Below are 25,889 nucleotides of genomic sequence, written 5' to 3' on the forward strand. Positions count from 1 at the left end.
GTTTATCCAACAACTTAACAGTACATATTAAGTTGTCACCTATAAAGTATACCATGTTTTATATCTTATGGTCAATTTATCCTGTCCATTTACAGCAACGACCAAAACAGAAAAAAATAGAATTCCGTAAGTAATTATTGATGCTTTTGTCAAGAACATGCTATTACATGGCGAATAGGTAGATATAACCAATCAATGGGGTTGACATTTGCTAACAGACAACTTAATATTATACGCGAGGTTGTTAGTTGTGCACTATTCCCTTAGCGTTATGGTTTATTCTTTTTGAACTAGACTTGCGCAGATATATAAAACGAGTAAATAACACTTGAAAAAACGAGGAGGTTGAACCAATGAACGAGCAACGAAGGAAGTTATGGTCACATATCAGTGACGAGGAATGGAATGATTGGCATTGGCAAATGTCTAATAGAATCACGAGCCACGAGGGATTAATCAAAGCTATGTCTCTTCCTGCAGAGGAAGCCGATCAAATTAAGCGTTGCCTGGAAAATTTTCGCATGGCAATTACACCCTACTATTTTTCCTTAATGGATCCTCAGGATTCGGAGTGCCCTATTAGAAAACAAGCAGTACCTTCAATTCACGAATTGAGTAAATCCTCATGCGATTTAGAAGATCCCTTACATGAAGAGGCTGATTCACCCGTACGTGGACTGACACACCGCTATCCTGACCGTGTGCTGCTTCTAGTAACCGATCAATGCTCAATGTATTGCCGACACTGCACCAGAAGAAGAATGGCTGGACAGACAGACCAAGCCTTACCTTTGAACCGTTTTAAAGCTGCTTTAGAATATATCCGTGCCAACCCACAGATACGGGATGTACTGATCTCAGGGGGAGATCCATTAACCCTTTCTGATGATCGCTTGGATTATATCCTATCCAATCTGCGTTCGATTCCCCACGTTGAGATTATCCGGATCGGTACAAGAACCCCAGTTGTTCTTCCCATGCGCATTACGGATCACCTTATTGAGGTATTACAAAAATACCATCCAATTTGGATTAATACCCACTTTAATCATCCTCAAGAGCTTACCCTTGAAGCTCGCAGTGCTCTAAATAAACTAGCCAATGCAGGAATCCCCCTCGGAAACCAATCGGTTTTACTTAAAGGAATCAACGATTGTTCTGTGGTTATGAAAAAACTGGTTCATGATCTTGTAAGATGTCGGGTAAGACCCTACTACTTGTATCAATGTGACTTATCCACGGGGATTGAGCATTTTAGGACATCTGTCAGTACGGGTCTAGAAATTATAGAGATGCTCAGGGGACACACCTCTGGTTTTGCCGTTCCCACCTTTGTAGTAGATGCCCCAGGAGGTGGTGGTAAGATTCCCCTCCAACCTAACTATATGATTTTACAATCAAACGACAAAGTTATCTTGCGTAATTATGAAGGTGTAATCACCGCTTATCAGGAGCCAGAAAATAATGCAAGCCGTTGTAAGAGTTGTTCAGAGGTCTGTACCAACTCCAAGACCCGTCAGACAGGTCTGGCTAAATTGCTGAAAGGTGAACGGATTAGCCTTATACCCCAAGAGAACATGCGACTGGAGAGAAGAAAGAAAGTTTCCAGTAATTATGGTGGTAAAGCAAATGCTTAATACTTGGAACCTTGGCGATTTCTCAAGCCACATCACGGTAGACCAGAAGAATAAACGCCTAATTATCAATGGCTATACGCAAGGGATTAAGCCATCGCTGTTCAGCGCTCAGCTTATCGATTTAGCAATCAAAAACAGATTGGAAAAAATTTGGCTTTGGGCATTACCCGCCGATGTTCCTGAATTTATTCAAGGTGGATTTTGTACTGAAGGTAACATTTTCCGTGGTTATGATAAGGAATTTTCAGTTAGCATCGCCTATTATGTCAGTAGGAAAAGGGCGTATTCTGACAAGTTACAAGCTGAGAATGACATTATTCATTCCATTCGGACAGAACCCATCAGACGCCCACCTGTTTTACCTCAAGGAATGGAATTAAAACTCTTAAATGAATCTTTCGCCCGGCAAATATCACAAGTATTGAAAGAGGTTTTCATAAGTTATCCCACCCCTATGGACTCTCAGTATATTACCTCTTTAATACAGAATGGGAATATTTTCGCCGGAATATTTTCAGAAGAGAAGCTGATCGCTGTTTCAGCGGCTTACCCTGATTTAAACTTTAACCGTTGTGAAATGACAGATTGTGCAACCATAGAAGAACATAGGGGAAATTCCCTTACGGAAAGCTTACTGTTTTTTTTAGAACAGGAAATTCAAAAGCGCGGCTCTTTTAACATATACACACTAGCACGTGCCCAGTCCTTTGGAATGAATAAAGTATTTCATAGACTTGGTTACAGATTTCAAGGACGATTGATAAACAATTGCCATATCGCAGGATCCTTTGAAGACATGAATCTTTGGGTTAAATAGGAAGCAAAGGGGATAGATAATTGTCCCCCGGAGCGATTGCGCGTTTCTAATCGCCAAAAGGCCGATTGACGATTTATAGATCGATTCATCGGCCTTCTTTTTTGTTGAGTAAATAATTATAGAAGGAATAACTTTAAAGTTTAGGAATTACTTTTCCAGCACTCCTATGGTAATATATACTAAAAAATGAGTGGTGTGATGTAATGCCACGTAAAGCTAGGGCTTCCTGAGGGGGTGTTTTTCTGAACGTATTAGTCGCTGAGGATGAAAAGGATATAAGAAACCTATTAAAGCTCCAGCTTGAGCAGGAAGGGTACTCTGTCTTTACTGCAAAGGATGGATTAGAGGCCATGGAGGAGATGCAGAATAAAGCAATAGACCTGGCTGTCCTTGACGTAATGATGCCGAGACTGGATGGCTTTAATCTGCTTCGAAAGATTCGACAAACAAGCAACATCCCTGTTATTTTTCTCACAGCTAGAGGGGATGAAATGGACAAAATTTTAGGGCTTGGTATCGGTGCAGATGACTACCTTGTTAAGCCGTTTAGTATGGCCGAGCTGCTAGCGAGAGTTAATGCTCAGCTAAGAAGAAACCTGGAATACTCCAATCAGAAACCACCAACTGGCAATAAGATAGAATATGCAGGTTTATGCTTAGATAAAGATGCCTGCTGTGTTTATAAAGATGCAGCGCTTATAGAATTAAATGCGAAGGAATATTTGTTGTTGAAGTATTTCATGGAGAACCCTGAAAGGGTATTTACCAAAAAGCAGCTATACAGGGCTGTGTGGGATGAGGACGTTTTTTTCGATGATAACACCATAATGGTGCATATCAGTCATATCAGAAATAAGATTGAGGCTGATCCAAAGAATCCCCATTATATAAAAACTATTAGAGGTATAGGATATAAGTTTCATAAACAAGGCGAGATACTCTCATGAAAATTGTAAATAGATTTTTGATAAACTATATACTCATGTTTATTATCTCGACCATGATAGCCATCGTAGCCTTTCTGCTTTTAGACTTTGCCAATGATGTGATTTCAAAGACCCTTGTAAAAAACAATTATACTGCGGAAACCCTGATGAGAGATGATTATAAAAGCATTGACATACAGTCAGTTCTTGACAATGGTGGCGGTGTGCAAGTCATTGGCTCAAATTATGACGTTGTATTTTCGGAAGGGCTTAACACCTTCACGAAGGATAAGCTAACAGCAGCAGAGTTTACAGATTTTTTGATAATGAGTAAAAGTATTGGAATTCCCTACAGCTATTCTATTGAATACAATCCTAAAGAACGATTCTGGCTAATAGTAACCTTTCCAACTTCTATTAGAATTGATTTCGCTATAGTACATAATAAAGATTTCTCTTCGGTGGATACACAGAATGTTGTTGGTTTTCTGATAGCGGTTATTATCTTTTATTTACTGTCGCTGGGGATATGTACCATAATTTATTCCAAAATAACATCCATCGGCATAGTGAACCCCTTAAGAAAACTATGCAACAGTGCACAAAGTCTAAGAAATGGGGACTATTCGGCGAGGGTTGATCTTAATCTAAAAAACGAGTTTGGAGAATTAGAGGATACATTTAATGCCATGGCCCAGCAAATTGAAGAGGAGATATCCCTTCGAAGACAGTCGGAGGAGAATCGCAAAAAAATGGTCCTTGATATTTCCCATGATCTAAAGAATCCGTTGGCAAGCATTATGGGGTATGCAGAACTCTGCCGAACTAAACAAGATTTATCCAATGAAGAGAGGAATTCCTATACAAAAATCATTTATGAAAATAGTGTCCGGGCAAACAATCTTATCACGGATTTATTCGAGTTATCCAAAATAGAGAGTTCAGAATTCAAACTAAACAAGATCAAGTTAGACGTCTGCGAATACATCAGGGAGGAGATTGGAATGGTGATTCCAATCTTTGACAGAGCAGGCTTTACCTATGATTTTAATATTCCGGAAGCAGAAATTTTTACAATGATTGATACGGTCCAAATGGATAGAGTGTTCCAAAATCTTGTTGCCAATACCGTACAATATAATCCACAAGGCACAAGAGTTAGGATCAGCTTAATAGAACAGACTGATAAAATCGTTCTTTTCTTCAAGGACAATGGAATCGGAATACCAACAGAAATTGCCAAAGATATTTTCTTTCCCTTTGTCAGAGCAGATAGTGCGAGAAATTCACAAACTGGCGGTACTGGCTTAGGACTGGCTATCGTTGAAAAAATAATTACGGCCCACGGTGGCAATATCAGTCTTAAAACCGATGAAAACCGTGGGTGTGAGTTCTGCATTACCATTCCAAAGATTTAAGGTGAATTTAAGATTAGAAACAGCCTCAGTTAAGTATGCCTTGCTATAGTAATAGCATAGGGTTACGAAATGAGGCTGTTTTCCATTTCTCGCACCCAATCTAGAGGGAGGTATTGATCTATGGAAACCTTAGAAAGTCATTATTACAATTGGTTTGGGGTAATGTTTTTTATCGTACTGTACAGTGTAGTGCTCTTGTTTATCCCTTTTTATAGAAAGATGGACAAAAAACCTGCAGGAACGTATTTTGCTTTTTTGCTTGCCTTTGCAATCGAGATGCATGGAATTCCTTTTAGCATGTGGGTTATTTCCTGGATTATAGGAAAGAACCTTCCAGTAGGGATTCTATGGGGGCATACACTGGTTTCTTCAATCGGTTACTGGGGAATGTATATCAACATCATATGTGCTGTCGTTGCGCTATTCTTGATCCTAAACGGTTGGTATAACATCCATAAGAAATACTGGTCAAAAGAAACCGGAACAGGTTCACTAGTAAAGACAGGGGTTTATAGATACATCCGTCATCCTCAATATACTGGTTTACTGCTGCTATCTTTTGGAATGATGGCAGAATGGGCAACCTTACCAATGCTCCTACTGTATCCAGTAATGATCACCATGTACCTACGCCTTGCCAAGAAAGAGGAAAAGGATATGCTTTTTGAATTTGGTAACCAGTATCGGGAGTATATGAGAACAACAAAACGATTCATTCCTTTTATTATTTAGCTGTGAGTGTGTCAAAAGGACCGTCACCCTGACACGCCGGGCAGGCATTTGCTTGGGGTTTATGTTATACTACATGTATTCAAATAGTTAGCGATGGAGAATCATGACTTTGAAGGGAAAATTAAAGCAACTTCCACAAAAACCTGGTGTCTATATGATGCTTGATTCATTAGGAAATATTATTTATGTCGGTAAGGCTAAAAATCTTAAAAACAGGGTATCTCAATATTTTCATCACCAAAAGGATCGAGATCCTAAAGTCGCAGAAATGATACAACATATTCATTCGTTTAATTATCAAGTTACGGATACGGAATTGGATGCCTTAATTGAAGAATGTCGACTTATTAAGGAAATCAAACCCAGGTATAACCGGCAAATGAAGAATGTTAAACGATATATGTATATAAAAATACCAACTGAACCATACCCCAAAGTGATAGCTGTAAATGAAAAAACAGAGGATGATGCAATTTATTATGGTCCTTTTACAAGCCAGAATCAGGTAGAGAAGGCTGTGCAATATTTGAAAGATTTCTATCCCATACGCAAATGTACCAGCTCAAGATTAGTAAAAAGGGTTGATGGCTGCCTTTTCCGGCAATTAGGTAAATGTTTAGGCGTTTGTACAGGAAACGTAAGCCCCGAAGAATATTGGATGTACATTGAGAGAATCCAGCAACTTTTAAACGGAAATAGTCTGGATACTGTTCAAGACCTTTCAAATAAGTTAGATACGGCTATCGAGAATCTTGAATTTGAAAAGGCGGCTAACTATCGGGAGTATTATCTAGGGCTTCGACATGTTATTGGAAAGCAGCAATTAGTTCAATCTTCAAGTAAAAATAGGACTATTTTAGTGGTTGAATTCTTAGAAGATACACGTCTTAAGCTCTTTCTGATCAAAGGGAATAAGCTTCTCTATAGAAAAATAGTTGATAGGGCAAAGTCTGAAATAGAGATGAGATTGTACCTAATTAAGGTGTTCAGCGACAAGCTTTTGGTGACAAAGAAAAACAATGGCAATCGATTAACCCCTGAGGATCTTGATGAGGCGCAAATTATTTACTCATATCTGAAGAAGAATCGAAACAGAGTCCTCTGTTTCTGGATACCGTCAACACATCTAAAGAATGAATCATCTTTAGATGCTGTCGTTTTAAAGATAATAACCCGAATTAGATCCTTTATATTGAAGAAAGATTTAAAGGAAAATGATAAATGGCTTTGTTGATCAGACTTACTGTAGGTTGCACAGTTCCAATGAATATGCTATATTAATAGAAGGAAATTTGTAGTCTTGATGGTAAGGAGTGGGTTCTAGCCCGCTCCTTCGTTTGTCCTACTAGACTGAAAGCATAGGAGCCTATGACTGAAAGTCTTTTACGATAAGCTAACCCGTGCGAAGACAGTGTCTTCGTTACGATAAGCTAACCCGTGGGTCGACGTGTCTTCGCTTTGCTGAGTTAACACGTTGGTGACAGTGTCTTCGTTTAAAAACCGTGACGTAGTATAACTTTAAGACATCTTCGCAAGACTATGAGAAAGCGGAATTAGGTAAAGTCTGTTACGTTACGTTTTAAAGGAGCGAATTCTTGTGAATAAACCAATTGAAAAACAAATTGAATCAATCGTTGAGCCCCTCGTAAAGGAAAAAGGGCTCGAACTAGTTCATGTTGAGTATGTAAGAGAAGGTGCACATTGGTATTTGCGCCTTTACATAGATAAAGACGGCGGTGTGGACATGGATGACTGTTCAGCTGTCAGCCACGTAGTGAGTGAAATGCTTGACCAGAAAAACCCTATTCCGCAAGCATATATGCTGGAAGTGTCTTCTCCTGGACTTGAACGTCCACTGAAAAAGGAAGAGGACTTTGTTCGTTTTCAGGGAAGTTTGATTTCGGTACACACAACGACTCAACATCAAGGATTTAAGAAGTTTTCAGGAAATCTTGTTGGACTAATCAACGATGAAATCGTTTTAGAATACAATAATGAACGCGTCGCAATTCCGAGAAGCATAGTGAAGAAAGCTCATCTAGAGCTAGATATCTAAATCTAGGTACAACAGAATAAGGAGGAAAATGGAAAAATGAATATGGAGTTCATCGAGGCCCTTCACGAATTAGAAAAAGGACGGGGGATTTCTGCAGAAGTTTTATTTGAAGCGATTGAGGCAGCATTGATTTCTGCCTACAAAAAGAATTTCGGATCATTACAAAATGTACGAGTTCTCATTGATCGTTTAACAGGTGAGTTTAAAGTTTATGCCCGCAAAACCGTTGTAGATATCGTGGAGGATGCTCGAACTCAGGTTAGCTTGGTGGAGGCGCGTAATCTTGATCCTAATTACCAATTAGAAGACATTGTGGAATACGAAGTTACTCCTCGTGATTTCGGTCGAATTGCAGCTCAAACAGCCAAGCAAGTCGTCGTACAACGTATCAGAGAAGCAGAACGAGGCATGATTTACGATGAATTCGTCAATCGTGAAGGGGATATCGTCACAGGGGTTGTTCAACGATATGAACAAAAAAATGTTATAGTTGATTTAGGAAAGGTAGAAGCCGTACTTCCGGCCCAGGAACAGATACCAGGCGAGGGATACCAATCCTTTGACCGTATTAAAACCTATGTTGTAGAGGTTAAGAAAACTACGAAGGGACCGCAAATTATGCTGTCTCGTACCCATCCAGGGCTAATAAAACGTCTGTTTGAACTTGAAGTGCCCGAAATTCATGATGGAATCGTTGAAATAAAGGGAGTTTCTCGAGAGGCAGGAGCACGTTCTAAAATTGCAGTGTATTCTCGTGATCCAAATGTTGACCCTGTTGGAGCATGTGTTGGACCTAAAGGAGCGCGTGTTCAGACTATAGTCACGGAATTAAAAGGAGAAAAAATAGATATTGTCAACTTCTCCGTCGATCCTCATGAATTTGTGGCCAATGCCCTTTCGCCAGCAAAAGTACTCCAAGTATATCCAAAACTCAATGAGAAGGTTGCCGTTGTTGTCGTTCCCGACTATCAGCTTTCTTTGGCGATTGGAAAGGAAGGACAAAATGCTCGTTTAGCCGCAAAGCTAACGGGTTGGAAGATTGATATAAAAAGTGAATCCCAAGCTATTGCGCATAATATAATTCCCCAAGGGCAAGAAGAATTTGAGAGTTACGATGAGTATGGGGAATATGAGGAATACTCGGAATATGATGAGTATGCTGAAGAAGATGGCTATCAAGAAGTGCTAGAATATCAAGAACAAGACTCCTCAGCTGAGCTGGGACAACAACATACCGAAAATCACGAGTACAAATACGAAGAAACATATGACGGCTATGCCGAGGAGCTCGAGCCCTTGGAAAGTGATACTAATGAGATTGTTATCGGCGAAGTTCCTCATGCAGAGGGGAATTTATTGACAGATAAGAACGAACCCTCTAAGGGAAGAAAAAAGAAAAAGAAGGGGTGAGGGTATGAAGACACGAAAAGTTCCGATGCGGATGTGCTTAGGGTGCCAGGAAATGAAGCCTAAAAAAGAGCTGCTGCGAATCGTGAGAACTCCAGAAGGAATTGTTGAGCTAGATCCAACTGGAAAACGGAATGGTCGTGGCGCATATCTCTGTCCTAACTCAGTCTGTTTTCAAGCCGCCGTCAAGCAGCATCGTTTTCGTAAAGCTTTTGGAGTTGATGTCGATCCGGCAATATTTGCAAATTTGGAGGGAAAAATATCCTCTTGAATACACGTATCGAATCTTTAGTGGGAATTGCTCGTCGGGCTGGAAAAATTGCTTCTGGAGATGCTCAAATTGAGGCCATGTTCAAAAAAAGAAAAGGATATCTCCTAATTATTGCGGAGGATGCTCACGGGGCACAGAAAAAGTATTCTCAGTGGGCTAAAGATATAAAATTACCAGTCATAATTGCTGGTACAAAGTTAGAACTAGGTTGTTCTATAGGACTTTCGCCGCGTTCAGCAGTGCTTGTTTTGGATCAAGGGTTTGCTAAAGCTATATTACTAGCAAGGAGCTGATGCTTGGAGCGTAATGTGGGAGCCGATTATGTGGGGGTGGTTAAATGAGTATTCGTGTTCATGAATTAGCAAAAGAATTAAATTTTAGTAGTAAAGAAGTGATGACAAGACTCGTGGCTATGGGAACAGATGTGAAAAATCATTTAAGTACGGTCGATCAAAAAGACGCAGATCGTTTACGAAACCAACTCAAAGGAAAGGAGACAAATTTGGAGCATTCTGAACACAAAAATACTGAGGAAACAAAACCAAAAGTATCCGATTTGGGTCAAGATAGTAAGCTGAAAGAACCCCGTTCAGCAATAGAACGACAGCCTCAAGGCCCCCGTCCGGGCACAGAAGGACGTCCGCAAGGTCCAAGACCAGGAGCGGAAGGACGCCCACAGGGCCCACGGCCAGGCTATCAAGGGCAGCCACAGGGACCTCGACCAGGCTATCAAGGACAACCACAGGGTCCACGACCAGGCTATCAAGGGCAGCCACAGGGTCAACGGCCAGGCTATCAAGGACAGCCACAGGGTCAACGGCCAGGCTATCAAGGACAGCCACAGGGACCCAGACCAGGGTATCAAGGGCAGCCACAGGGACCCAGACCAGGGTATCAAGGGCAGCCACAAGGACCACGGCCAGGCTACCAAGGGCAGCCACAAGGACCACGGCCAGGCTACCAAGGGCAGCCACAAGGACCACGGCCAGGCTACCAAGGGCAACCACAAGGACCACGGCCAGGCTACCAGGGGCAGCCACAAGGACCACGGCCAGGGTATCAAGGGCAGCCACAAGGACCACGGCCAGGTTACCAAGGGCAGCCACAAGGACCAAGGCCAGGGTATCAAGGACAGCCCCAGGGACCACGGCCAGGGTACCAAGGACAATCTCAGGGACCACGGCCAGGGTACCAAGGACAATCTCAGGGACCACGTCCGGGGTATCAAGGACAGCCTCAGGGGCCACGTCCGGGGTACCAGGGACAGCCACAAGGAGGCCGGCCAGGGTATCAAGGACAACCCCAAGGAGGTCGTCCAGGCTATCAGGGACAGCCGCAAGGAGGCCGTCCAGGATCAGCTCCACGTGCTGGTGGGGGTGCACCACCACCACCAATTATTGTAGAGCAAGCTAAAAGGCAGATGCCGGCCAATAAGAAAGCCCAAGACAAAGCTTATGAACGGAAGCGCGAAGTTGAAAGAGAACGAGAAAACGCTATCCGGTCACCTCATAAACGCTTTCAAAAGCGTCCCAAAAAAGAGGTGCGAGATACAACTCCAAAGCACATAGTGATACAAGGATCTATATCAGTCCAAGATTTAGCCTCAAAAATGAGCCGTAAGGCCGGAGAACTGATTAAACAGCTTATGAATTTGGGAGTTATGGCAACCATTAATCAGGAGTTAGACGTTGAAACTGCAACTATTCTTGCCGGTGAAATGGGTGTCACTGTAGAGGTAAAGGCCGAGAAATCATTGGCGGTTATTGAGGAAATCCAAGATGATCCGAACGATCTCGTTTTCCGTCCACCAGTTGTTACCGTAATGGGACACGTTGACCACGGAAAAACCTCTCTTCTAGATGCTATTCGTACAACTCATGTCACAGATTCAGAAGCAGGAGGAATTACGCAGCATATTGGGGCTTACCAAGTTGAAATCAATAATCAAAAGATTACCTTCTTAGATACACCCGGTCATGAAGCGTTCACTTCGATGCGTGCTCGTGGGGCACAAGTGACGGATATCGCCATATTAGTCGTTGCAGCTGATGATGGAATTATGCCGCAGACCATTGAGGCCATCAATCACGCTAAGGCAGCTGAGGTTCCGATTATTGTGGCTATAAATAAGATAGATAAAGAAGGCTCAAATCCAGAAAAAGTAAAACAGGAACTGACCGAGTACGGTCTCGTTGTTGAAGAATGGGGCGGAGATACCATTGCCGTTCCAGTATCTGCGAAGAATAATATGGGGATCGAGCAACTCCTCGAGATGATTTTATTGGTTGCTGAGGTTCGCGATTATAAAGCAAATCCGAACCGACCGGCTGCTGGAACGGTTATTGAGGCAGAATTAGATAAGGGAAAAGGACCGGTTGCGACCGTTCTAGTTTCTAAAGGCACACTCAACATTGGGGATGTCGCTGTCGCCGGTTGTGCTTACGGTCGAATTAAGGCAATGTTGGACGAAAAAGGCCGCCGGGTGAAAAAAGCTGGCCCATCCATGCCCGTCGAGGTGCAAGGCTTATCTGAAGTGCCGGAAGCAGGAGAACCTTTCTATGTAGTAGCGGATGAAAAATTAGCTCGCCAGATTACCTCCGCCCGCATTGCTGTCCGAAAAGTCGAAGAGTCAAAGCAAAGCGTTGCGGTTAAAGTTAGCTTAGAAGATCTTTTTGATAAGATAAAAGAGGGCGAAATCAAAGAACTGAACATTATTATTAAAGCTGATGTTCAAGGATCAGTGGAAGCCTTGAAGCAGTCCTTGTTAAGGCTTTCGACAAGTGAAGTTCGAGTCAACCCAATCCATGGTGGAGTCGGTGCGATCAACAAAACCGACATTATGCTTGCGTCAGCTTCAAATGCCATCATTTTAGGTTTTAATGTCCGACCAGATGCAAATGCTAAGGCGACGGCCGAACTGGAAGGCGTGGATTTGCGCCTGTACCGAGTTATCTACGACGCCATTGAAGATGTTAAAGCCGCAATGACAGGTTTGCTAGATCCTTCCTTTAAAGAGGTTGTGGTAGGCAAAGCAGAAGTCCGTCAAGTCTTTAAGGTTCCAAAAGCGGGAACGGTTGCCGGATGTATGGTGATGGAAGGAAAAATCATACGTTCTGCTAAAGTGCGAGTTATCCGTGATAGTATTGTCATTCATGAAGGTGTTATGGAATCTCTAAAGCGATTTAAGGATGATGCTAAAGAGGTTGCTGAAGGCTATGAATGCGGAATTGGAATCGAAAAGTATAATGATGTCAAAGAAGCAGACATCATTGAGGCCTTTGTTATGGAAGAAGTTAAGCGCACATTATAGTAAATCAGCCCATGGAGGTATAGGTATGTCGAAACATCGACCTAATCGGTTGGCAGAAACACTCAAGGAAGAGATTTCTCAACTTATTCGAGTGGAGCTAAAAGATCCACGAATTGGATTTGTAACCCTGACAAGTGTGGATGTTGCGGATGACTTGTCACACGCAAAAGTGTATGTCAGCGTTCTAGGCACTGAGGAAGAGGGAAATGTATCCTTAGATGCCTTAAATCGGGCGGCTGGGTTTGTACGAAGCGAAATTGGGAAACGAGTACGACTCAGACACGTACCGTCCATCGTTTTCAAATACGATCCATCCATCCAACACGGCGCACATATTGCTAGGTTACTAAAAGATGTTGGGGTGTCCGATGAACCAAGTAAGGAAGACTCTCATGAGTGAGCACAACATTGTCGAAGAGTTCGTCGCAGTTCTAAGAAAAGCGCCAAAAGTGGCGCTTTTCTCCCATGTATCACCAGATGGAGACTGTTTGGGATCTATGTTAGCAATCGGTCTGGCATTGGAGAAAATGGGCAAAGAGGTGTCATTCTATAACCCCGATCCAGTACCTAGTAATTTAGTTTTTTTACCTGGTTCGTCCCGTATTAGACGGCAACTCCCCTCTCCACAACCAGAAACCCTGTTATTTGTGGATTGCACGGATTTAGGTCGTGTCAATCTTTCGATATCCGATATTACTGATCTAAGTACGGTGCTTAACTTAGATCATCATATCTCGAACCAATACTTTGGCCGAGTGAACTGGGTTGATTCCCAAGCAAGTGCAGTTGGAGAGTTGGCCTTGACTCTGATTAATCGTCTCGGAGTAGAGATAGATAGTGACATAGCTGCTAACCTTTACACGGCGATTGTAACAGATTCGGGTTGCTTTCAATATAGCAATACTACAGCGCAAACTCATCGATTGTCGGCTGACTTAATGGATAAAGGTATTAATATCTCAGACATTCACCACAGGATTTTCGACCAAAAACCTCTTTCTCAAATTAGGTTGCTGCAATATGCTCTAAATGGACTCGAAATGTGCGCTGAAGGTCAGTTAGCCCTTATGACCCTAAGCACTGAGGATTTCCACAAAAGTGGTGCAGAGCAAGAATTAAGTGAGGGACTGGTTAATCACGCACGCAGTATTGCTGGCGTAGAAGTGGCAGTCTTGCTGAAAGAAGTGGGACCTCAAGAAATCAAGGGAGGGCTGCGTTCTAACCTCTGGCTTAATGTCAATGAAATCGCTGCACAGTTCGGCGGAGGAGGACATAATCGAGCCGCGGGTTTTACCTTTAGAGGCACGTTAGCAGAGGCGAAACAAAGGATCATCACAGCGATTGAGGAGGCGTTAAGGCTTGGAAGGAATCATTAACGTCCTCAAACCGCCGGGAATGACCTCTTCTGATGTCGTTGTCTGGATACGTAGAGCTTTGAAAACAAAAAAAGTCGGCCATACCGGAACCCTTGATCCTGGAGTGACTGGCGTACTGCCGATATGTGTAGGCAAGGGAACACGTTTAGCAGAGTATATAACAGAGCAAGGGAAGGCTTATATAGCCGAAGTAACCTTTGGAGTTACAACTGATACTCAGGATTCCTATGGCAAAGTGATTCATGAGACTTTGCCCCGGCTAAAACAAAAGGATTTAGAAGGTGTTTTGCCGAACTTTATGGGAAAGATCTCTCAAATTCCTCCGATGTACTCCGCCGTTCGAAAAGAGGGGAAACATCTCTATGAATATGCTCGTCAAGGGATATCCATTGAGCGACCTTCGCGTGAAGTTTCTATCTATCGATTGAGTCTAGAAGAATGGTTTGATGGAGAGTTGCCCAAGGCAATCTTAGATATTGAATGTTCAAAAGGGACTTATATACGGACCTTATGTCATGATCTAGGAAAAGCTTTAGATTGTGGAGCGCATATGTCCTATCTAGTAAGAGTCCGTTCTGGGCCATTTAAGATCGCAGAGAGCTGGACCCTGGAGGAAATTGATGAAGCTGTACAGAATGGTAACAATTCGTTTATGCTGCCCTTAACCGCTGGCATTGACCTGCCACGAGTGTTTTTAGCTGGACCACGTGCCAAGGCTTTCCGGCATGGATTACCGACTAAGAGAGCACAAGTCGAGACTCCTCCTACCGAAAGAAATTCGTGCTCCGAAACGAAACCCGGTCTTCAAACCTCGAACCTCGAACATCGAGCCTCCCGTTTCGTTCAGGTAATGGAGAACGAGGAACTCATCGGCATCGGGGTCTGGCGAGAGGAAAGTCTTTACCCACATAAAGTTTTTGGATGATACTTGGCTACAGGGATATGAAGGCTTACTGAGTCAAGTTTATATAATAGGAGGTCAAATCGGTGCAAGTTCGAACTAGTTTACCTATAGAGAGGGAGCCTTGTATCTTAGCGTTAGGAAATTTTGATGGAGTGCATATAGGACACCGACGATTGCTTGAGCATGGACTTGAACAAGCTAAACGTTTAGGAGTGGGGCTTGACGTTTTGATCTTTGAACCCCACCCACTCAAAGTATTATTTCCCGAACGGGGAGTAAAGCTATTGTCGACGACTAAAGAGCGGTTGCTTTATATGGAGGAGATTGGGGTCCGTAATGTTTACCATCTGCCCTTTACCATGGAGATGGCAAACACTTCTCCAGAACACTTTGTAGAAAAGATTCTCCTACCCCTTGGAGTGATTCATGTTGTGGTGGGTTTTAATTATTCATTCGGTGCCCAGGGTAAGGGGAACCCTGAGTTACTTCAGGCCTTAGGGCAGCAGCATGGATTCGGAGTTAGTGTACTTCAGGCTCAGACAATGGGGGGAAGAGTGATTTCCTCTAGCAGCATTCGTAAAGCCTTACTTCAAGGAGATATTCGATTAGCGAGCTCTCTGCTAGGTCGACTTCCTTGCTTGCGTGGAACTGTGATCCATGGCGAAGAACGCGGTCGTCTACTGGGTTATCCCACGGCTAATATCCTTACTTCGGAGGATTTTTTGATTCCGAAGCGAGGGGTTTATGCGGTTTGGAGTTCCATCGATGGCACGCGCATTTTAGGGATGATGAACATAGGTATGAAACCAACCTTTCATGAAATGTATGATACTGTGGTAGAAGTTCATTTCTTTAATTATGACGGCGACTTATACGGTAGAGAGATTACGGTAATGCTTGAAGAACGTTTACGTGATGAACGAAAATTTAATGGGGTAAACGAACTCTTAGCGCAGTTAGAAAAGGATTGTTCAAATGCCAAGAGTACCTTAGAACTGTGCAACTTTACAAAACCATAATTACCATGTATACTACTTGAGAAACTATTAGGACCCGCTGACTCGGCTAAACGAAGTCTCCAACGTTCACCTGGGCAGTTGGGAATTATAAAAATTGGAGGAAAACTATAATGATGACACCTGAGAGAAAACAAGAGATTATTTTAAAGCATGCACAACACGAAGGAGATACTGGGTCTCCGGAAGTGCAAATTGCGCTTCTCACTGAGCGAATTACCTATTTAACAGAGCACTTTAAGACGCATAAGAAAGATCACCATTCCCGCCGTGGACTTTTAAAAATGGTCGGTTCTAGACGTGCGTTATTAACCTATCTGAAGAATGTTAATTTTGATCGGTATCGTAATATTATTGGTGTACTTGGGTTGCGAAAATAATCTATCCCAAAAGGAGAAAGAAGCGGATCTACGTGATCCGCTTCTTTCTCCTTTATGCAAGGTGGGACGGGACGAGCATTGTACATATGCTTTTTAAAGATATTATTCCTAATTCTGTTTTATTTCTGCAAATTGCAGGAAATAATAAGAATATGTCGAAGAGGAAACAAGTTAAAAAGGATTTGAATAGATTTAAGGAGGTTCCATTGTGAAACAGGAAATACTTGAAAAGTCACTCTCAGTTGGCGGGAGAACTATGACTTTCCAAACTGGTAAACTAGGTAAACAAGCGGGAGGAGCGGTTTTTCTCCGCTATGGGGATACAGTTGTAACTGCATTTGCGACCTGCAGTGCTGTAGCTAGGGAGGGGATTGATTTCTTTCCCTTGACGGTTGAGTTTGAAGAGCGCATGTATGCCGCGGGGAAAATACCAGGCGGATTTATTAAACGTGAAGGAAGAGCAAGTGAAAAGGCAACCCTGTCAGCACGTTTGATTGACCGCCCTATTCGTCCGTTGTTCCCACAAGGCTTTCGTAATGAAGTCCAGGTAGTAGCAACTGTTATGTCAGTTGATCAAGATTCTGCCACAGATATAACCGCTATCAATGCAGCATCAGCAGCATTAACCATATCAAACATACCCTTCGAGGGCCCTATCGCAGCAGTCACCGTTGGACTAATAGAAGATGAATACATTATTAATCCTACTATAGAACAAGCAGCAAAAAGTGAAATGCTTCTTACCGTAGCCGGAACACAAGAGGCTGTTATGATGGTAGAAGCTAGTGCTCATGAAGTGCCAGAGGATAAAATCCTAGAAGCAATCATGTTTGGACATGAGGAAATCAAAACGATTGCTAAGTTTATCGAAGAGTACCGCGAAGACGCCATGAAGTTAGGTCTGGCAAAAGAAAAGCTCGAAGTGATCATTGCTGGTAACCCGGAAACGATAGTAGAGGCAGTGAATGCCTATGCCTACGAAAAATTAGATAAGGCCGTCCGTGTAGAAGAGAAGAAAGCACGGGAGGGTGCCATCGACGAAGTTAAAGCTGATACTTTGAGTCATTTTGAAGCAGAGTTTCCGGATGACACAAGAATTATCAAAAATGTATTAGAAGATATTGTGCATCAGATTGTACGAAAATTGATCACCCACGAACAGATCAGACCGGATGGCCGAGCAGTGGATGAAGTTCGCCCGATTACTGTCGAAGTAGGTATCCTCCCACGTACCCATGGGACAGGCTTATTCACCCGTGGTCAAACTCAGGTCATGACGGTTGCGACGTTAGGTGCTGCCAGAGATGAACAGATTTTAGACGGTTTAGGCCTAGAGAGATCTAAACGTTATATACATCATTACAATTTCCCTCCCTACAGCGTGGGAGAGACTAGGCCAATGCGAGGGCCCGGACGAAGAGAAATTGGTCATGGTGCTTTAGCAGAGCGTGCCTTGCTCCCTGTGCTTCCGGACGAAAACGACTTCCCTTACACCATTCGCTTAGTTTCTGAGGTCTTAGAATCCAACGGATCGAGTTCCATGGCGTCGGTTTGCGGTAGCACCCTTTCTCTTATGGATGCTGGAGTTCCAATTTCAGCGCCTGTAGCAGGCATTGCTATGGGTCTCATTAAGGAAGAGGATCAGATTGCTATTCTTACAGATATCCAGGGTATGGAAGATCACTTTGGGGATATGGACTTCAAAGTGGCAGGAACCAGCAAAGGGGTAACTGCTTTGCAAATGGATATAAAAATTGCGGGTGTATCCAGAGAGATTCTATTAAGGGCTTTAACCCAGGCTAAAGCAGGACGCCTCTTTATTCTAGATAAGATGCTAGCTGTAATGGATAAACCACGTCCACAACTTTCTATCTATGCACCAAGAATCATCACCACAACGATTCATCCTGATAAAATTAGGGATGTCATTGGACCTGGCGGAAAAACCATTAAGAAGATTGTTGAGGAAACGGATGTCAAAATCGATATTGAGGATGATGGTCGTGTCTTTATTTCTTCTGTCGGTGGTGAGGGTGGAGACAAAGCTTTAAAAATTATTCAAGCCCTAACTCAAGAAGTAGAAGTAGGTAAAATCTATCAAGGTAAAGTAACTAGGGTTATGGACTTTGGTGCTTTTGTAGAAGTTATACCAGGGGTCTTGGGACTTACAGGTAAGGAAGGGTTAGTCCATATCTCTCAGCTGGCTCACGAACGCGTTGAAAAGGTAGAAGACATTGTCAAAGTTGGAGATGAGATTACCGTTAAAGCAACTGCCATCGACAAACAAGGTAGGTTGAATTTATCTCGTAAAGAAGCTATGCCTCGTAAGGAAAACCCAACGATTCCAAAACCTTAAGGATTTTTAATGAAATAACCACGAATGATCAGTCTTTGAGTCCTCCTTTCCGCATAAATGTTAAGGAAGGGGGGACGCATATGTTCATTAACTTAAAAATCTCGCGACGAATACTCTCGTTTGGCGGGATTTTCTTTCTGTTACTTGCTGGGGTTTTAGCGCAACGTTGGGTTGCAACTTCCAACACGCCAGTTTCCAAGCCCATTGAGCAAATTAAGACGGATCAGAAAATCATGGCTTTAACGATCAATGTAGATTGGGGCGAAGAATTTATACCACCGATCTTAGATGAATTAGATAAGAAAAAGGCGTTTGTGACCTTTTTTGTTACCGGGCGTTGGGCGAAGAAAAACCCAGAATTATTAAAGGAAATGTTTAACCGAGGGCACCAAATCGAAAATCATGGATATTCGCATCCACATCCTGATCAACTGTCCGTAGGGGCAAACCGAGAAGAAATTAAAAAGACAGAAAGCATTATTGAGGGAATTATCGGAAAGAAAACCCACCTGTATGCACCGCCTTACGGTGAAAAGGGTGTACCTGGACTTCGAGCAGCTGATGAACTAGGCTACAAGACTATACTATGGACACTAGACACGGTGGATTGGCGACCAGACAGTACGCCGGAAATTATTATAAAACGAATTGTTAATCCAGCAATACGATTTGGAATTAAGCCAAATAAGTCCGGTGCCATAGTATTAATGCATCCTAAAGCTAATACCGTCAAAGCTTTGCCTGTTATTCTCGAACGACTGACCTTGGAGGGTTATATTTTCCAACCTCTTGATAAGCTAATAACATATGACCAGAGCGGAGATACTACCTTATGACAAATTAAAAGTTGAGGTGGTTAAATGATCAGGCTAAAGTGCACGCAGGCTTGGTACTGCGTTCTTCTTAGTGTTATTAGCGTAAGCTTACTACTGGTAAACCCTGTATATGGTGCTCCAGCCAAAAAGGCCGTAGATAAGCCAGTAACTGTAGCAGGTCCCTCGAGAATAACCGCTGATGCAACTGTTCTGATGGACGTGGCTACAGGGGACATTCTTTTTAGTAAACAGGCACATAAACGTCGTCCACCGGCAAGTACCACTAAAATAATGACAGCTATCCTGGGATTTGAGCTTGGTCGCCCGGAGGAAGTTGTTACCGTCAGTGACAAAGCGGCTGCTGTTGGAGAATCAACCATATATCTTGACCCTGGAGAAAAAATTACTCTTTATGAACTTATAACGGGTGCCTTGGTTCGTTCTGGTAATGATGCATGTGTAGCAATAGCAGAACACATTGCAGGAAGTGAAGAACAGTTTGTCAAATTTATGAATCGTAAGGCCTTGGCTCTTGGCGCTGAAAATACCAATTTCATAAATACCAATGGTCTGCCTCGTAAAGAACATTATTCCACGGCCTATGATCTCGCTTTAATGGCTCGATATGGTTTGCAGATACCGCAATTTCAATCAATTACCCGGCAGAAGGAAACAGAAATTCACTTTATTGAGCCGGACGTTTTCATGGATGTTAGGAACACAAATAAATTACTTTGGAACTATCCCTATGCAGATGGTATAAAAACAGGGACCACGACAGCGGCAGGAAAATGTCTGGTTGCTTCCGCTACGAAGGAAGGACGGCAGCTGTTAGTTGTTGTACTGAATGCACCAGATCGGTTTGGAGATGCAAAGAAGCTTTTAGAGTGGGGCTTCCAGAACACGGAGACTGTTCGTCTAGCAGAGGTTGGACAGGTTATTGCAGAATTCCCTCATGACAAGAAGCCAGTTAAAGTCTTTACGTCGGATCCTCTAGAGTTAAGTCTAGCAAAGGCTAACCGTGAGAAACTAGTAACTCGTATTGAATGGGAGAAGCCAACCAATAGTACTATTCATGCTGGAGAACGATTAGGCCGATTCGAAGTATGGTTGGGGGAACAAAAGATCAAAAGCGTTCCATTAATTAGTGAAAATGAAGTCCAAGAAAGATCGTTCCTGAAGACGATTATTTCCCTTCACTGGAGGAAGTAAGAGGGAGTGAATTAATTGTATAAGAAGACGCTGCTTCCTAACGGAGTTAGGATTATTACAGAAGAAATTGACCACGTTCGTTCGGCTGCAATAGGAATATGGGTAGGAGCCGGGTCTCGAGATGAACGTGAAGGGTTTGAGGGGATTTCTCACTTTATTGAGCACATGTTTTTTAAAGGCACAGAGCATCGAAGTGCTCGTGCTTTAGCGGAATCCTTAGAAGCGGTTGGTGGCCAGCTGAATGCCTTTACCACTAAAGAATATACCTGTTACTATGCCAAAATACTTGATGAAGATCTAGACCTTGCTATTGACGTCTTGAGTGATATGTTTTTCTCTTCCCTCTTTGATGAAAAGGAAATTGAAAAAGAAAAGAACGTTGTCATAGAAGAAATTAAAATGTATGAAGATTCTCCTGATGAGTTAATTCATGATGTTTTTTCAGAGCATGTCTGGAATGATCATCCCCTAGGAAAGCCTATTTTGGGAACAGAAGAGAGCATAAGATCTCTGAATAGAGACAAGATTATGCATTTTCTTACGGAACATTATGCTCCAGATAATGTCGTGATCTCTGTCGCTGGTAAAATAAACCATGAGGATGTTGTAGCTAAGCTTTCCCCTCACTTTGGTACATTTAAGCGAGGAGGGCGAAGAGTACTTGAGGAAACACCGAGAGGCCACACTATTGAATATAATCAGAAGAAAGATACAGAACAGATGCATATCATCTTGGGAGTACCGGGGCTAGGTCAGGATGATGAGGATATCTATGCTATGCATATATTTAATAATATTCTGGGTGGCGGATTAAGCTCTCGATTATTTCAGGAGATAAGGGAACAGCGTGGATTGGCTTACTCAGTGTATTCTTATCACTCAACCTACGTGGATACAGGGTTATTCGCCATCTATGCGGGAACGAGCCCAAAAAATACTCAAGAAGTCATCGCCTGTATTCTCGAAGAATTACTGAAGTTTAAGCAAAAAGGAATTAGCTCTGAGGAATTAGTTAGAATAAAAGCCCAAATAAAAGGTGGCTTATATCTCGGCTTAGAAGCCGTAAGCAGTCGGATGAGTCGTCTTGGAAAGACGGAGTTAACCTACAATCGTGTACTCTCACCAGAGGAAGTGGTAGAGAAGCTGGAAAATGTAACTGTCGAGGATGTTTTGCGCTTGGTTCAGCGCCTATGGCAAAAGGATAAAATCAGTATTATGACACTAGGACCTGCTGGACATGAAGTGATATTATCCGATTTGTTGAAGCAAACAGGATGGGAGTAAATCGAGGTCCGTGGTTCGAGGATCGTGGTTCGAATATCTGGACAATAGTCCGAAGCTCATCTACTCATTAATAGAAAAGTGCGTCCTAATTGTCATCCTGAAGGTCGTGAAGGATCTTCTCTGAAGCCGTAAGATCTTTCGCTGAAGTTCAGGATGACAACTTTATGAAATTCAACTTATTGTCTTAATACTATAAAGCAAATGAGCCACAGTCGTATATCGAACCACGAATACCGAATATCGAACAACGAGTTTGGGGGACTTTTAGTGTTAAACTCTATAAAGGTAAAAATCAAAAGGGTAAGGGACAATTCGTTGGCCCTTCCTACCTATGCAACAGCTGCCTCGGCAGGAGTTGATCTTTGTGCAGATATTAATGAATCCTTAACCGTGAGTCCGGGGGAGAATGTTAAAATCCCCACTGGATTGGCTATTGAACTTCCAGGTCCGCAGGTTGTGGCATTTGTTTTTGCTCGAAGCGGGCTAGCCAGTCGGTACGCAATTGGACTGACGAATGGGGTAGGAGTTATCGATTCTGATTATCGAGGGGAAATTCAAGTACTGATGCAAAATCTAGGTCAACAAAACGTAGTAATCAATCCTAGAGATAGAATAGCTCAAATGGTATTTATGCCAGTTTTCAAGGCAGTCTTTGAAGAAGTCTCTGAGCTTGAAGAAACTGCGAGAGGAACAGGTGGATTCGGTTCTACGGGCATATAGCGATCACCTTCATTCATTATACTTCGTGACTAAACTTAAATAGGGAACACTCTAACAGAAGGCAGATGTAAAATCCTTCTGTTTTTTGTTCTAACAAAGTTTGTCTGTTCATAAACTCCCCATGAGGGGGAGTGAAGAATGCAAGCCCTTGGGGTTATACTTCTGGTTATTGGGATTTCTATATCTGTCCGGGAACGAAAATATAGGATGATGTGGCGGTCATCTCAGCCCTCATCAAACGTACTGGCTGCTGCCTTAAGTCAATTGGTAGGCACAGCAGGGGGGATTTACCTATCCTTGGAACTCTTGTTTTCTTTTTTAAAGATACCAGAAGATTGGTGGAGTACCTCAGTGTTTTTTGTTGAACCACTAGCAGTTATTTCTTTATTTTTGGCTATTTTGCAACCCTTTGTATTAAAGGCCTGGATGAATTTGCGGAAGTGAATAGGGGAGAGGATACAATGCTTTTAAGTGATCTGGCGGGGAAAGAAATCATTAACCTCTTTGATGGCGCAAAATTGGGATTGGTGGGGGATGCAGATCTTGACATTTCTTTGAATGGATCTGTTGAAGCGATCATCCTTACTTCCCGAGGAGGGTTTTCAGGTTTTTGGGGTTCTAAAGGGGATCGAGAGCGTGAACACTTGAGTATCCCGTGGCAAACCGTGAAAAAAGTAGGGTCTGAGGTTATTATCGTTGATTTGCAGAATAGAAACGATAGAATTCGGTGAAAATTCAATTTGACAGAGGACGTGATACCCAATAAAATGTATGGAAAAGCTTTAACCCCGCATTGCGTTAAGCAACGGGGTTTTTGCCTTAGCATCGCAGGAGGGGTTTCGTTGAAGAAAATTCGTGTTTTTGTTGCTGGAGCAAGTGGGAAGATGGGCCAAGAAGTGATTCGTTCTATACTGAAAGAAGATGATCTCCTTTTAGTAGGAGCTTCAGATACACGGCATTTGGGAATGGATGTCGGGTTTGTCGTTGGTTCCCCCAGAGTTGGTATCGATATAACAGGCCCCTTGGAGCTTGAATCTTTGCGTTCTTCTAGAGCCGATGTTTTAGTTGATTTTACCAATCCCCAGTCCGTTTTTAAAAATTCTAAGACTGCAATTATGGCTGGAGTGGTTCCAGTCATTGGAACCACCGGGTTAGATGAAACTGAGATCAGTGAAATTCGTACTCTTGTAGAAAAAGAAAAAGTTGGAGCTTTTCTAGCTCCGAATTTTTCTATTGGAGCAATTTTAATGATGCGTTTTGCCAGGGAAGCTTCAAAGTATTTTCCGAATGTTGATATTATCGAAATGCACCATGATCAAAAATTAGATGCCCCCTCGGGAACTGCCCTAAAAACGGCGGAGGGGATCTTAGAGGTTCGTGCCCCCATGGTTCAAGGGCACCCGAATGAATACGAAAAAATCCCAGGCGCCCGTGGTGCTGACCTTGGAGGGATTCATATTCATTCCGTGCGTTTACCTGGTTTAATCGCCCACCAAGAAGTTTTATTCGGTGGACTGGGGCAGGCCCTGACAATTAGGCATGATGCATTCTCCAGAGAGACCTATATGCCTGGAATTATTCTGAGTATACGCAAATCTGCAGAACTGACCGACCTCGTAATAGGACTGGATAATTTCCTCGATTAGATGACTTTCAGCGTAACCGCAGCCTGCATACCCTCATATAATGAATAGTAGTCAATTGGACACTGTCTCAAAGGGGGCATAAAAAATGAGTGCGGGTTTGAAAGGAATTCGTTGTGCTGTTATCGGGGGAGATGATCGGGAACTCTATTTAATTTCCGAACTTCAACAACAGGGAGCCTACATAGTCGGGGTCGGATTCGAAAAGGCTTCTCCCATTTCGGGAATGACGCTTGCGCCATCTCTGGAAGAGGCTGTTGGTCAAGTGGATGTCTTGCTTTTTCCGTTGTTCGGCACAGATGAATGTGGAGTAGTCAAAGCAAAATACTCAGATTCACCCATTGTCTTAAACAAGAAAGTACTTGAAGCCATTCCAGCACAGGTACCACTGGTCATCGGCTTTGCGCGACCAGATTTAAAGTCAGAAGCCAACAATTTAGGTATCAAATTGGTCGAAACCTCTAGGTTGGATGAGCTCGTAATCCTTAATTCTATTCCTTCGGCAGAAGGAGCTATTCAAATGGCAATGGAAGCCACAACGATCACAATTCATGGCAGCAATAGTTTTGTGCTTGGCTTAGGTCGCTGTGGTTGGACTCTAGCTCACATGTTAAAAGGAATTGGAGCCCGGGTAACTGGTGTTGCTCGTAAGCCTTCCGATTTAGCACGTGCAGTCGAGATGGGACTACATGCCGTCGACTTTGCAAATCTTAAAGATGAGATTGGTCACGCTGAAATCATCTTTAACACTGTACCCCATCAGGTCTTGGATCGACTGATGTTAGAAAAGGTCACGCCAGATGCGGTCATTGTTGATTTGGCGTCCAGACCTGGAGGCACAGATTTTGAGTATGCTCAGAATCTAGGCATAAAAGCGCTCTTAGCTCCTGGCTTGCCAGGCACTGTAGCTCCTAAGACAGCCGGACGAATTCTTGCTCATATTTACCCGCAACTTATTCTTCGTCACTTGACCACAGTGAACACTACTTGTAAAGTGGAGGTGTAAAGGGATGAAGTTTGCTGGGTTAAAAATTGGGTTTGCTATTACAGGATCACACTGTACCATACATGAGGTTACCCAAGTTATGAAACGCCTAGTTGATGAAGGTGCTGAGTTAACACCAATTATCTCTTATTCTGTTGAAAGTATGGATACGCGATTTGGCAAGGCTGAGGATTGGAAACATCAATTTCGGGACATCACTCATAAGGAAATCATTCAATCGATTCCCCAAGCTGAGCCCGTTGGACCCAAGAAGATGTTTGATTGTGTAGTAATTGCTCCCTGTACCGGAAACACATTAGCAAAACTTGCCAACGGCATTATTGATACCCCGGTGCTGATGGCAGCAAAATCTCATCTTCGAAATCAGAGGCCTTTGGTATTAGCTATCTCTAGTAATGATGGACTAGGATTAAATGCTCGTAATATTGGAACCTTACTCATTACAAAAAATATTTTCTTAGTGCCCTTTGGGCAAGATAATCCAGTAGATAAAGCGAATTCTTTAGTGGCGCATATGGATAAAATTCCAGATACGATCCTCATGGCTTATGCTGGAAAACAAATTCAACCGGTACTAGTGGATTATTCGGCAAAATGATCATC

The 25,889-nt window shown here is 42.8% G+C and carries 26 protein-coding genes; all 26 read left to right on the top strand.

Translation table 11 applies throughout. The features are described from left to right. Positions 1–353 precede the first annotated feature (353 nt). The 26 genes from ablA (at position 354) to HGJ98_RS18040 (ending at position 25,884) form a co-directional block, all read left to right on the top strand. Complete coding sequence (ablA, locus tag HGJ98_RS17915; protein WP_291353048.1) at positions 354–1,637, top strand: lysine 2,3-aminomutase; 1,284 nt, start codon at positions 354–356, stop codon at positions 1,635–1,637. Beyond that, positions 1,630–2,454, top strand: a complete 825-nt coding sequence (gene ablB / locus HGJ98_RS17920) for a putative beta-lysine N-acetyltransferase (protein WP_291353049.1) — start codon at positions 1,630–1,632, stop codon at positions 2,452–2,454. The genes ablA and ablB overlap by 8 nt, the downstream gene beginning before the upstream one ends. 242 nt (positions 2,455–2,696) lie before the next feature. Further along, positions 2,697–3,401 (top strand): response regulator transcription factor, encoded by a 705-nt coding sequence (locus HGJ98_RS17925; RefSeq protein ID WP_291353141.1) that lies wholly within the window; start codon positions 2,697–2,699, stop codon positions 3,399–3,401. Then, positions 3,398–4,798, top strand: coding sequence for a HAMP domain-containing sensor histidine kinase (locus HGJ98_RS17930; protein ID WP_291353050.1), 1,401 nt, complete (start codon positions 3,398–3,400; stop codon positions 4,796–4,798). Before HGJ98_RS17925 ends, HGJ98_RS17930 begins: the two co-directional genes overlap by 4 nt. Positions 4,799–4,918: 120 nt before the next feature. Then, positions 4,919–5,530, top strand: coding sequence for an isoprenylcysteine carboxylmethyltransferase family protein (locus HGJ98_RS17935; protein WP_291353051.1), 612 nt, complete (start codon positions 4,919–4,921; stop codon positions 5,528–5,530). A 109-nt stretch (positions 5,531–5,639) separates the two neighbouring features. After that, entirely contained in the window at positions 5,640–6,764 is a 1,125-nt protein-coding gene (locus tag HGJ98_RS17940) for a GIY-YIG nuclease family protein (protein ID WP_291353052.1), read from the top strand. Positions 6,765–7,127: 363 nt separating this feature from the next. Beyond that, the gene (gene rimP, locus HGJ98_RS17945; RefSeq protein WP_291353053.1) at positions 7,128–7,586 is read left to right on the top strand and encodes a ribosome maturation factor RimP; all 459 of its coding nucleotides are present in this window, start codon (positions 7,128–7,130) and stop codon (positions 7,584–7,586) included. 36 nt (positions 7,587–7,622) lie between these two features. Further along, complete coding sequence (nusA, locus tag HGJ98_RS17950; RefSeq protein ID WP_291353054.1) at positions 7,623–8,996, top strand: transcription termination factor NusA; 1,374 nt, start codon at positions 7,623–7,625, stop codon at positions 8,994–8,996. A gap of 4 nt (positions 8,997–9,000) precedes the next feature. Continuing rightward, positions 9,001–9,264: a YlxR family protein gene (locus tag HGJ98_RS17955; protein ID WP_291353055.1), complete on the top strand. Its 264-nt coding sequence runs from the start codon at positions 9,001–9,003 to the stop codon at positions 9,262–9,264. Next, positions 9,261–9,557, top strand: coding sequence for a ribosomal L7Ae/L30e/S12e/Gadd45 family protein (locus HGJ98_RS17960; RefSeq protein WP_291353056.1), 297 nt, complete (start codon positions 9,261–9,263; stop codon positions 9,555–9,557). Before HGJ98_RS17955 ends, HGJ98_RS17960 begins: the two co-directional genes overlap by 4 nt. A 44-nt stretch (positions 9,558–9,601) precedes the next feature. After that, the gene (gene infB, locus HGJ98_RS17965) at positions 9,602–12,574 is read left to right on the top strand and encodes a translation initiation factor IF-2 (RefSeq protein WP_291353057.1); all 2,973 of its coding nucleotides are present in this window, start codon (positions 9,602–9,604) and stop codon (positions 12,572–12,574) included. A gap of 25 nt (positions 12,575–12,599) precedes the next feature. Then, on the top strand, positions 12,600–12,974 hold the full coding sequence (gene rbfA / locus HGJ98_RS17970; protein WP_291353058.1) for a 30S ribosome-binding factor RbfA: 375 nt from the start codon (positions 12,600–12,602) through the stop codon (positions 12,972–12,974). Next, the gene (locus tag HGJ98_RS17975; RefSeq protein ID WP_291353059.1) at positions 12,967–13,950 is read left to right on the top strand and encodes a bifunctional oligoribonuclease/PAP phosphatase NrnA; all 984 of its coding nucleotides are present in this window, start codon (positions 12,967–12,969) and stop codon (positions 13,948–13,950) included. Before rbfA ends, HGJ98_RS17975 begins: the two co-directional genes overlap by 8 nt. Further along, the gene (truB, locus tag HGJ98_RS17980; protein ID WP_291353060.1) at positions 13,934–14,875 is read left to right on the top strand and encodes a tRNA pseudouridine(55) synthase TruB; all 942 of its coding nucleotides are present in this window, start codon (positions 13,934–13,936) and stop codon (positions 14,873–14,875) included. The genes HGJ98_RS17975 and truB overlap by 17 nt, the downstream gene beginning before the upstream one ends. A 62-nt stretch (positions 14,876–14,937) precedes the next feature. Beyond that, positions 14,938–15,873, top strand: coding sequence for a bifunctional riboflavin kinase/FAD synthetase (locus HGJ98_RS17985; RefSeq protein WP_291353061.1), 936 nt, complete (start codon positions 14,938–14,940; stop codon positions 15,871–15,873). A 107-nt stretch (positions 15,874–15,980) separates the two neighbouring features. Further along, positions 15,981–16,250: a 30S ribosomal protein S15 gene (rpsO, locus tag HGJ98_RS17990; RefSeq protein WP_252468833.1), complete on the top strand. Its 270-nt coding sequence runs from the start codon at positions 15,981–15,983 to the stop codon at positions 16,248–16,250. Between the two features lie 208 nt (positions 16,251–16,458). Continuing rightward, positions 16,459–18,606, top strand: coding sequence for a polyribonucleotide nucleotidyltransferase (locus tag HGJ98_RS17995; protein ID WP_291353062.1), 2,148 nt, complete (start codon positions 16,459–16,461; stop codon positions 18,604–18,606). A gap of 80 nt (positions 18,607–18,686) precedes the next feature. Beyond that, entirely contained in the window at positions 18,687–19,442 is a 756-nt protein-coding gene (locus HGJ98_RS18000) for a polysaccharide deacetylase family protein (protein ID WP_291353063.1), read from the top strand. A gap of 24 nt (positions 19,443–19,466) precedes the next feature. Next, a complete protein-coding gene (locus HGJ98_RS18005; protein WP_291353064.1) occupies positions 19,467–20,633 on the top strand; it encodes a D-alanyl-D-alanine carboxypeptidase family protein in 1,167 nt (388 codons plus the stop codon). 15 nt (positions 20,634–20,648) lie between these two features. Further along, positions 20,649–21,917, top strand: coding sequence for a pitrilysin family protein (locus HGJ98_RS18010; RefSeq protein WP_291353065.1), 1,269 nt, complete (start codon positions 20,649–20,651; stop codon positions 21,915–21,917). A 267-nt stretch (positions 21,918–22,184) separates the two neighbouring features. Further along, positions 22,185–22,637: a dUTP diphosphatase gene (dut, locus tag HGJ98_RS18015; protein ID WP_291353066.1), complete on the top strand. Its 453-nt coding sequence runs from the start codon at positions 22,185–22,187 to the stop codon at positions 22,635–22,637. A gap of 138 nt (positions 22,638–22,775) precedes the next feature. Continuing rightward, positions 22,776–23,081: a hypothetical protein gene (locus HGJ98_RS18020; protein WP_291353067.1), complete on the top strand. Its 306-nt coding sequence runs from the start codon at positions 22,776–22,778 to the stop codon at positions 23,079–23,081. Between the two features lie 17 nt (positions 23,082–23,098). Beyond that, on the top strand, positions 23,099–23,368 hold the full coding sequence (locus HGJ98_RS18025; protein ID WP_291353068.1) for a YlmC/YmxH family sporulation protein: 270 nt from the start codon (positions 23,099–23,101) through the stop codon (positions 23,366–23,368). Between the two features lie 111 nt (positions 23,369–23,479). Then, complete coding sequence (dapB, locus tag HGJ98_RS18030) at positions 23,480–24,283, top strand: 4-hydroxy-tetrahydrodipicolinate reductase (RefSeq protein WP_291353069.1); 804 nt, start codon at positions 23,480–23,482, stop codon at positions 24,281–24,283. An 85-nt stretch (positions 24,284–24,368) separates the two neighbouring features. Then, positions 24,369–25,286, top strand: coding sequence for a dipicolinate synthase subunit DpsA (gene dpsA, locus HGJ98_RS18035; RefSeq protein WP_291353070.1), 918 nt, complete (start codon positions 24,369–24,371; stop codon positions 25,284–25,286). A gap of 4 nt (positions 25,287–25,290) precedes the next feature. Beyond that, on the top strand, positions 25,291–25,884 hold the full coding sequence (locus HGJ98_RS18040; RefSeq protein WP_291353071.1) for a dipicolinate synthase subunit B: 594 nt from the start codon (positions 25,291–25,293) through the stop codon (positions 25,882–25,884). Positions 25,885–25,889: the final 5 nt, after the last annotated feature.

Origin of the sequence: Desulfosporosinus sp. (assembly GCF_014237355.1) — a bacterium.
Taxonomy (GTDB): Bacteria; Bacillota; Desulfitobacteriia; order Desulfitobacteriales; family Desulfitobacteriaceae; genus Desulfosporosinus.

Coding starts and splice junctions, on each gene's coding strand:
- HGJ98_RS18025 (WP_291353068.1), top strand. CDS start 23,099: ATGCTTTTAAGTGATCTGGCGGGGAAAGAAATCATTAACCTCTTTGAT.
- HGJ98_RS17975 (WP_291353059.1), top strand. CDS start 12,967: ATGAGTGAGCACAACATTGTCGAAGAGTTCGTCGCAGTTCTAAGAAAA.
- HGJ98_RS18000 (WP_291353063.1), top strand. CDS start 18,687: ATGTTCATTAACTTAAAAATCTCGCGACGAATACTCTCGTTTGGCGGG.
- nusA (WP_291353054.1), top strand. CDS start 7,623: ATGAATATGGAGTTCATCGAGGCCCTTCACGAATTAGAAAAAGGACGG.
- dpsA (WP_291353070.1), top strand. CDS start 24,369: ATGAGTGCGGGTTTGAAAGGAATTCGTTGTGCTGTTATCGGGGGAGAT.
- ablB (WP_291353049.1), top strand. CDS start 1,630: ATGCTTAATACTTGGAACCTTGGCGATTTCTCAAGCCACATCACGGTA.
- ablA (WP_291353048.1), top strand. CDS start 354: ATGAACGAGCAACGAAGGAAGTTATGGTCACATATCAGTGACGAGGAA.
- HGJ98_RS17930 (WP_291353050.1), top strand. CDS start 3,398: ATGAAAATTGTAAATAGATTTTTGATAAACTATATACTCATGTTTATT.
- HGJ98_RS17955 (WP_291353055.1), top strand. CDS start 9,001: ATGAAGACACGAAAAGTTCCGATGCGGATGTGCTTAGGGTGCCAGGAA.
- HGJ98_RS18020 (WP_291353067.1), top strand. CDS start 22,776: ATGCAAGCCCTTGGGGTTATACTTCTGGTTATTGGGATTTCTATATCT.
- HGJ98_RS18005 (WP_291353064.1), top strand. CDS start 19,467: ATGATCAGGCTAAAGTGCACGCAGGCTTGGTACTGCGTTCTTCTTAGT.
- infB (WP_291353057.1), top strand. CDS start 9,602: ATGAGTATTCGTGTTCATGAATTAGCAAAAGAATTAAATTTTAGTAGT.
- HGJ98_RS17935 (WP_291353051.1), top strand. CDS start 4,919: ATGGAAACCTTAGAAAGTCATTATTACAATTGGTTTGGGGTAATGTTT.
- HGJ98_RS18040 (WP_291353071.1), top strand. CDS start 25,291: ATGAAGTTTGCTGGGTTAAAAATTGGGTTTGCTATTACAGGATCACAC.
- rbfA (WP_291353058.1), top strand. CDS start 12,600: ATGTCGAAACATCGACCTAATCGGTTGGCAGAAACACTCAAGGAAGAG.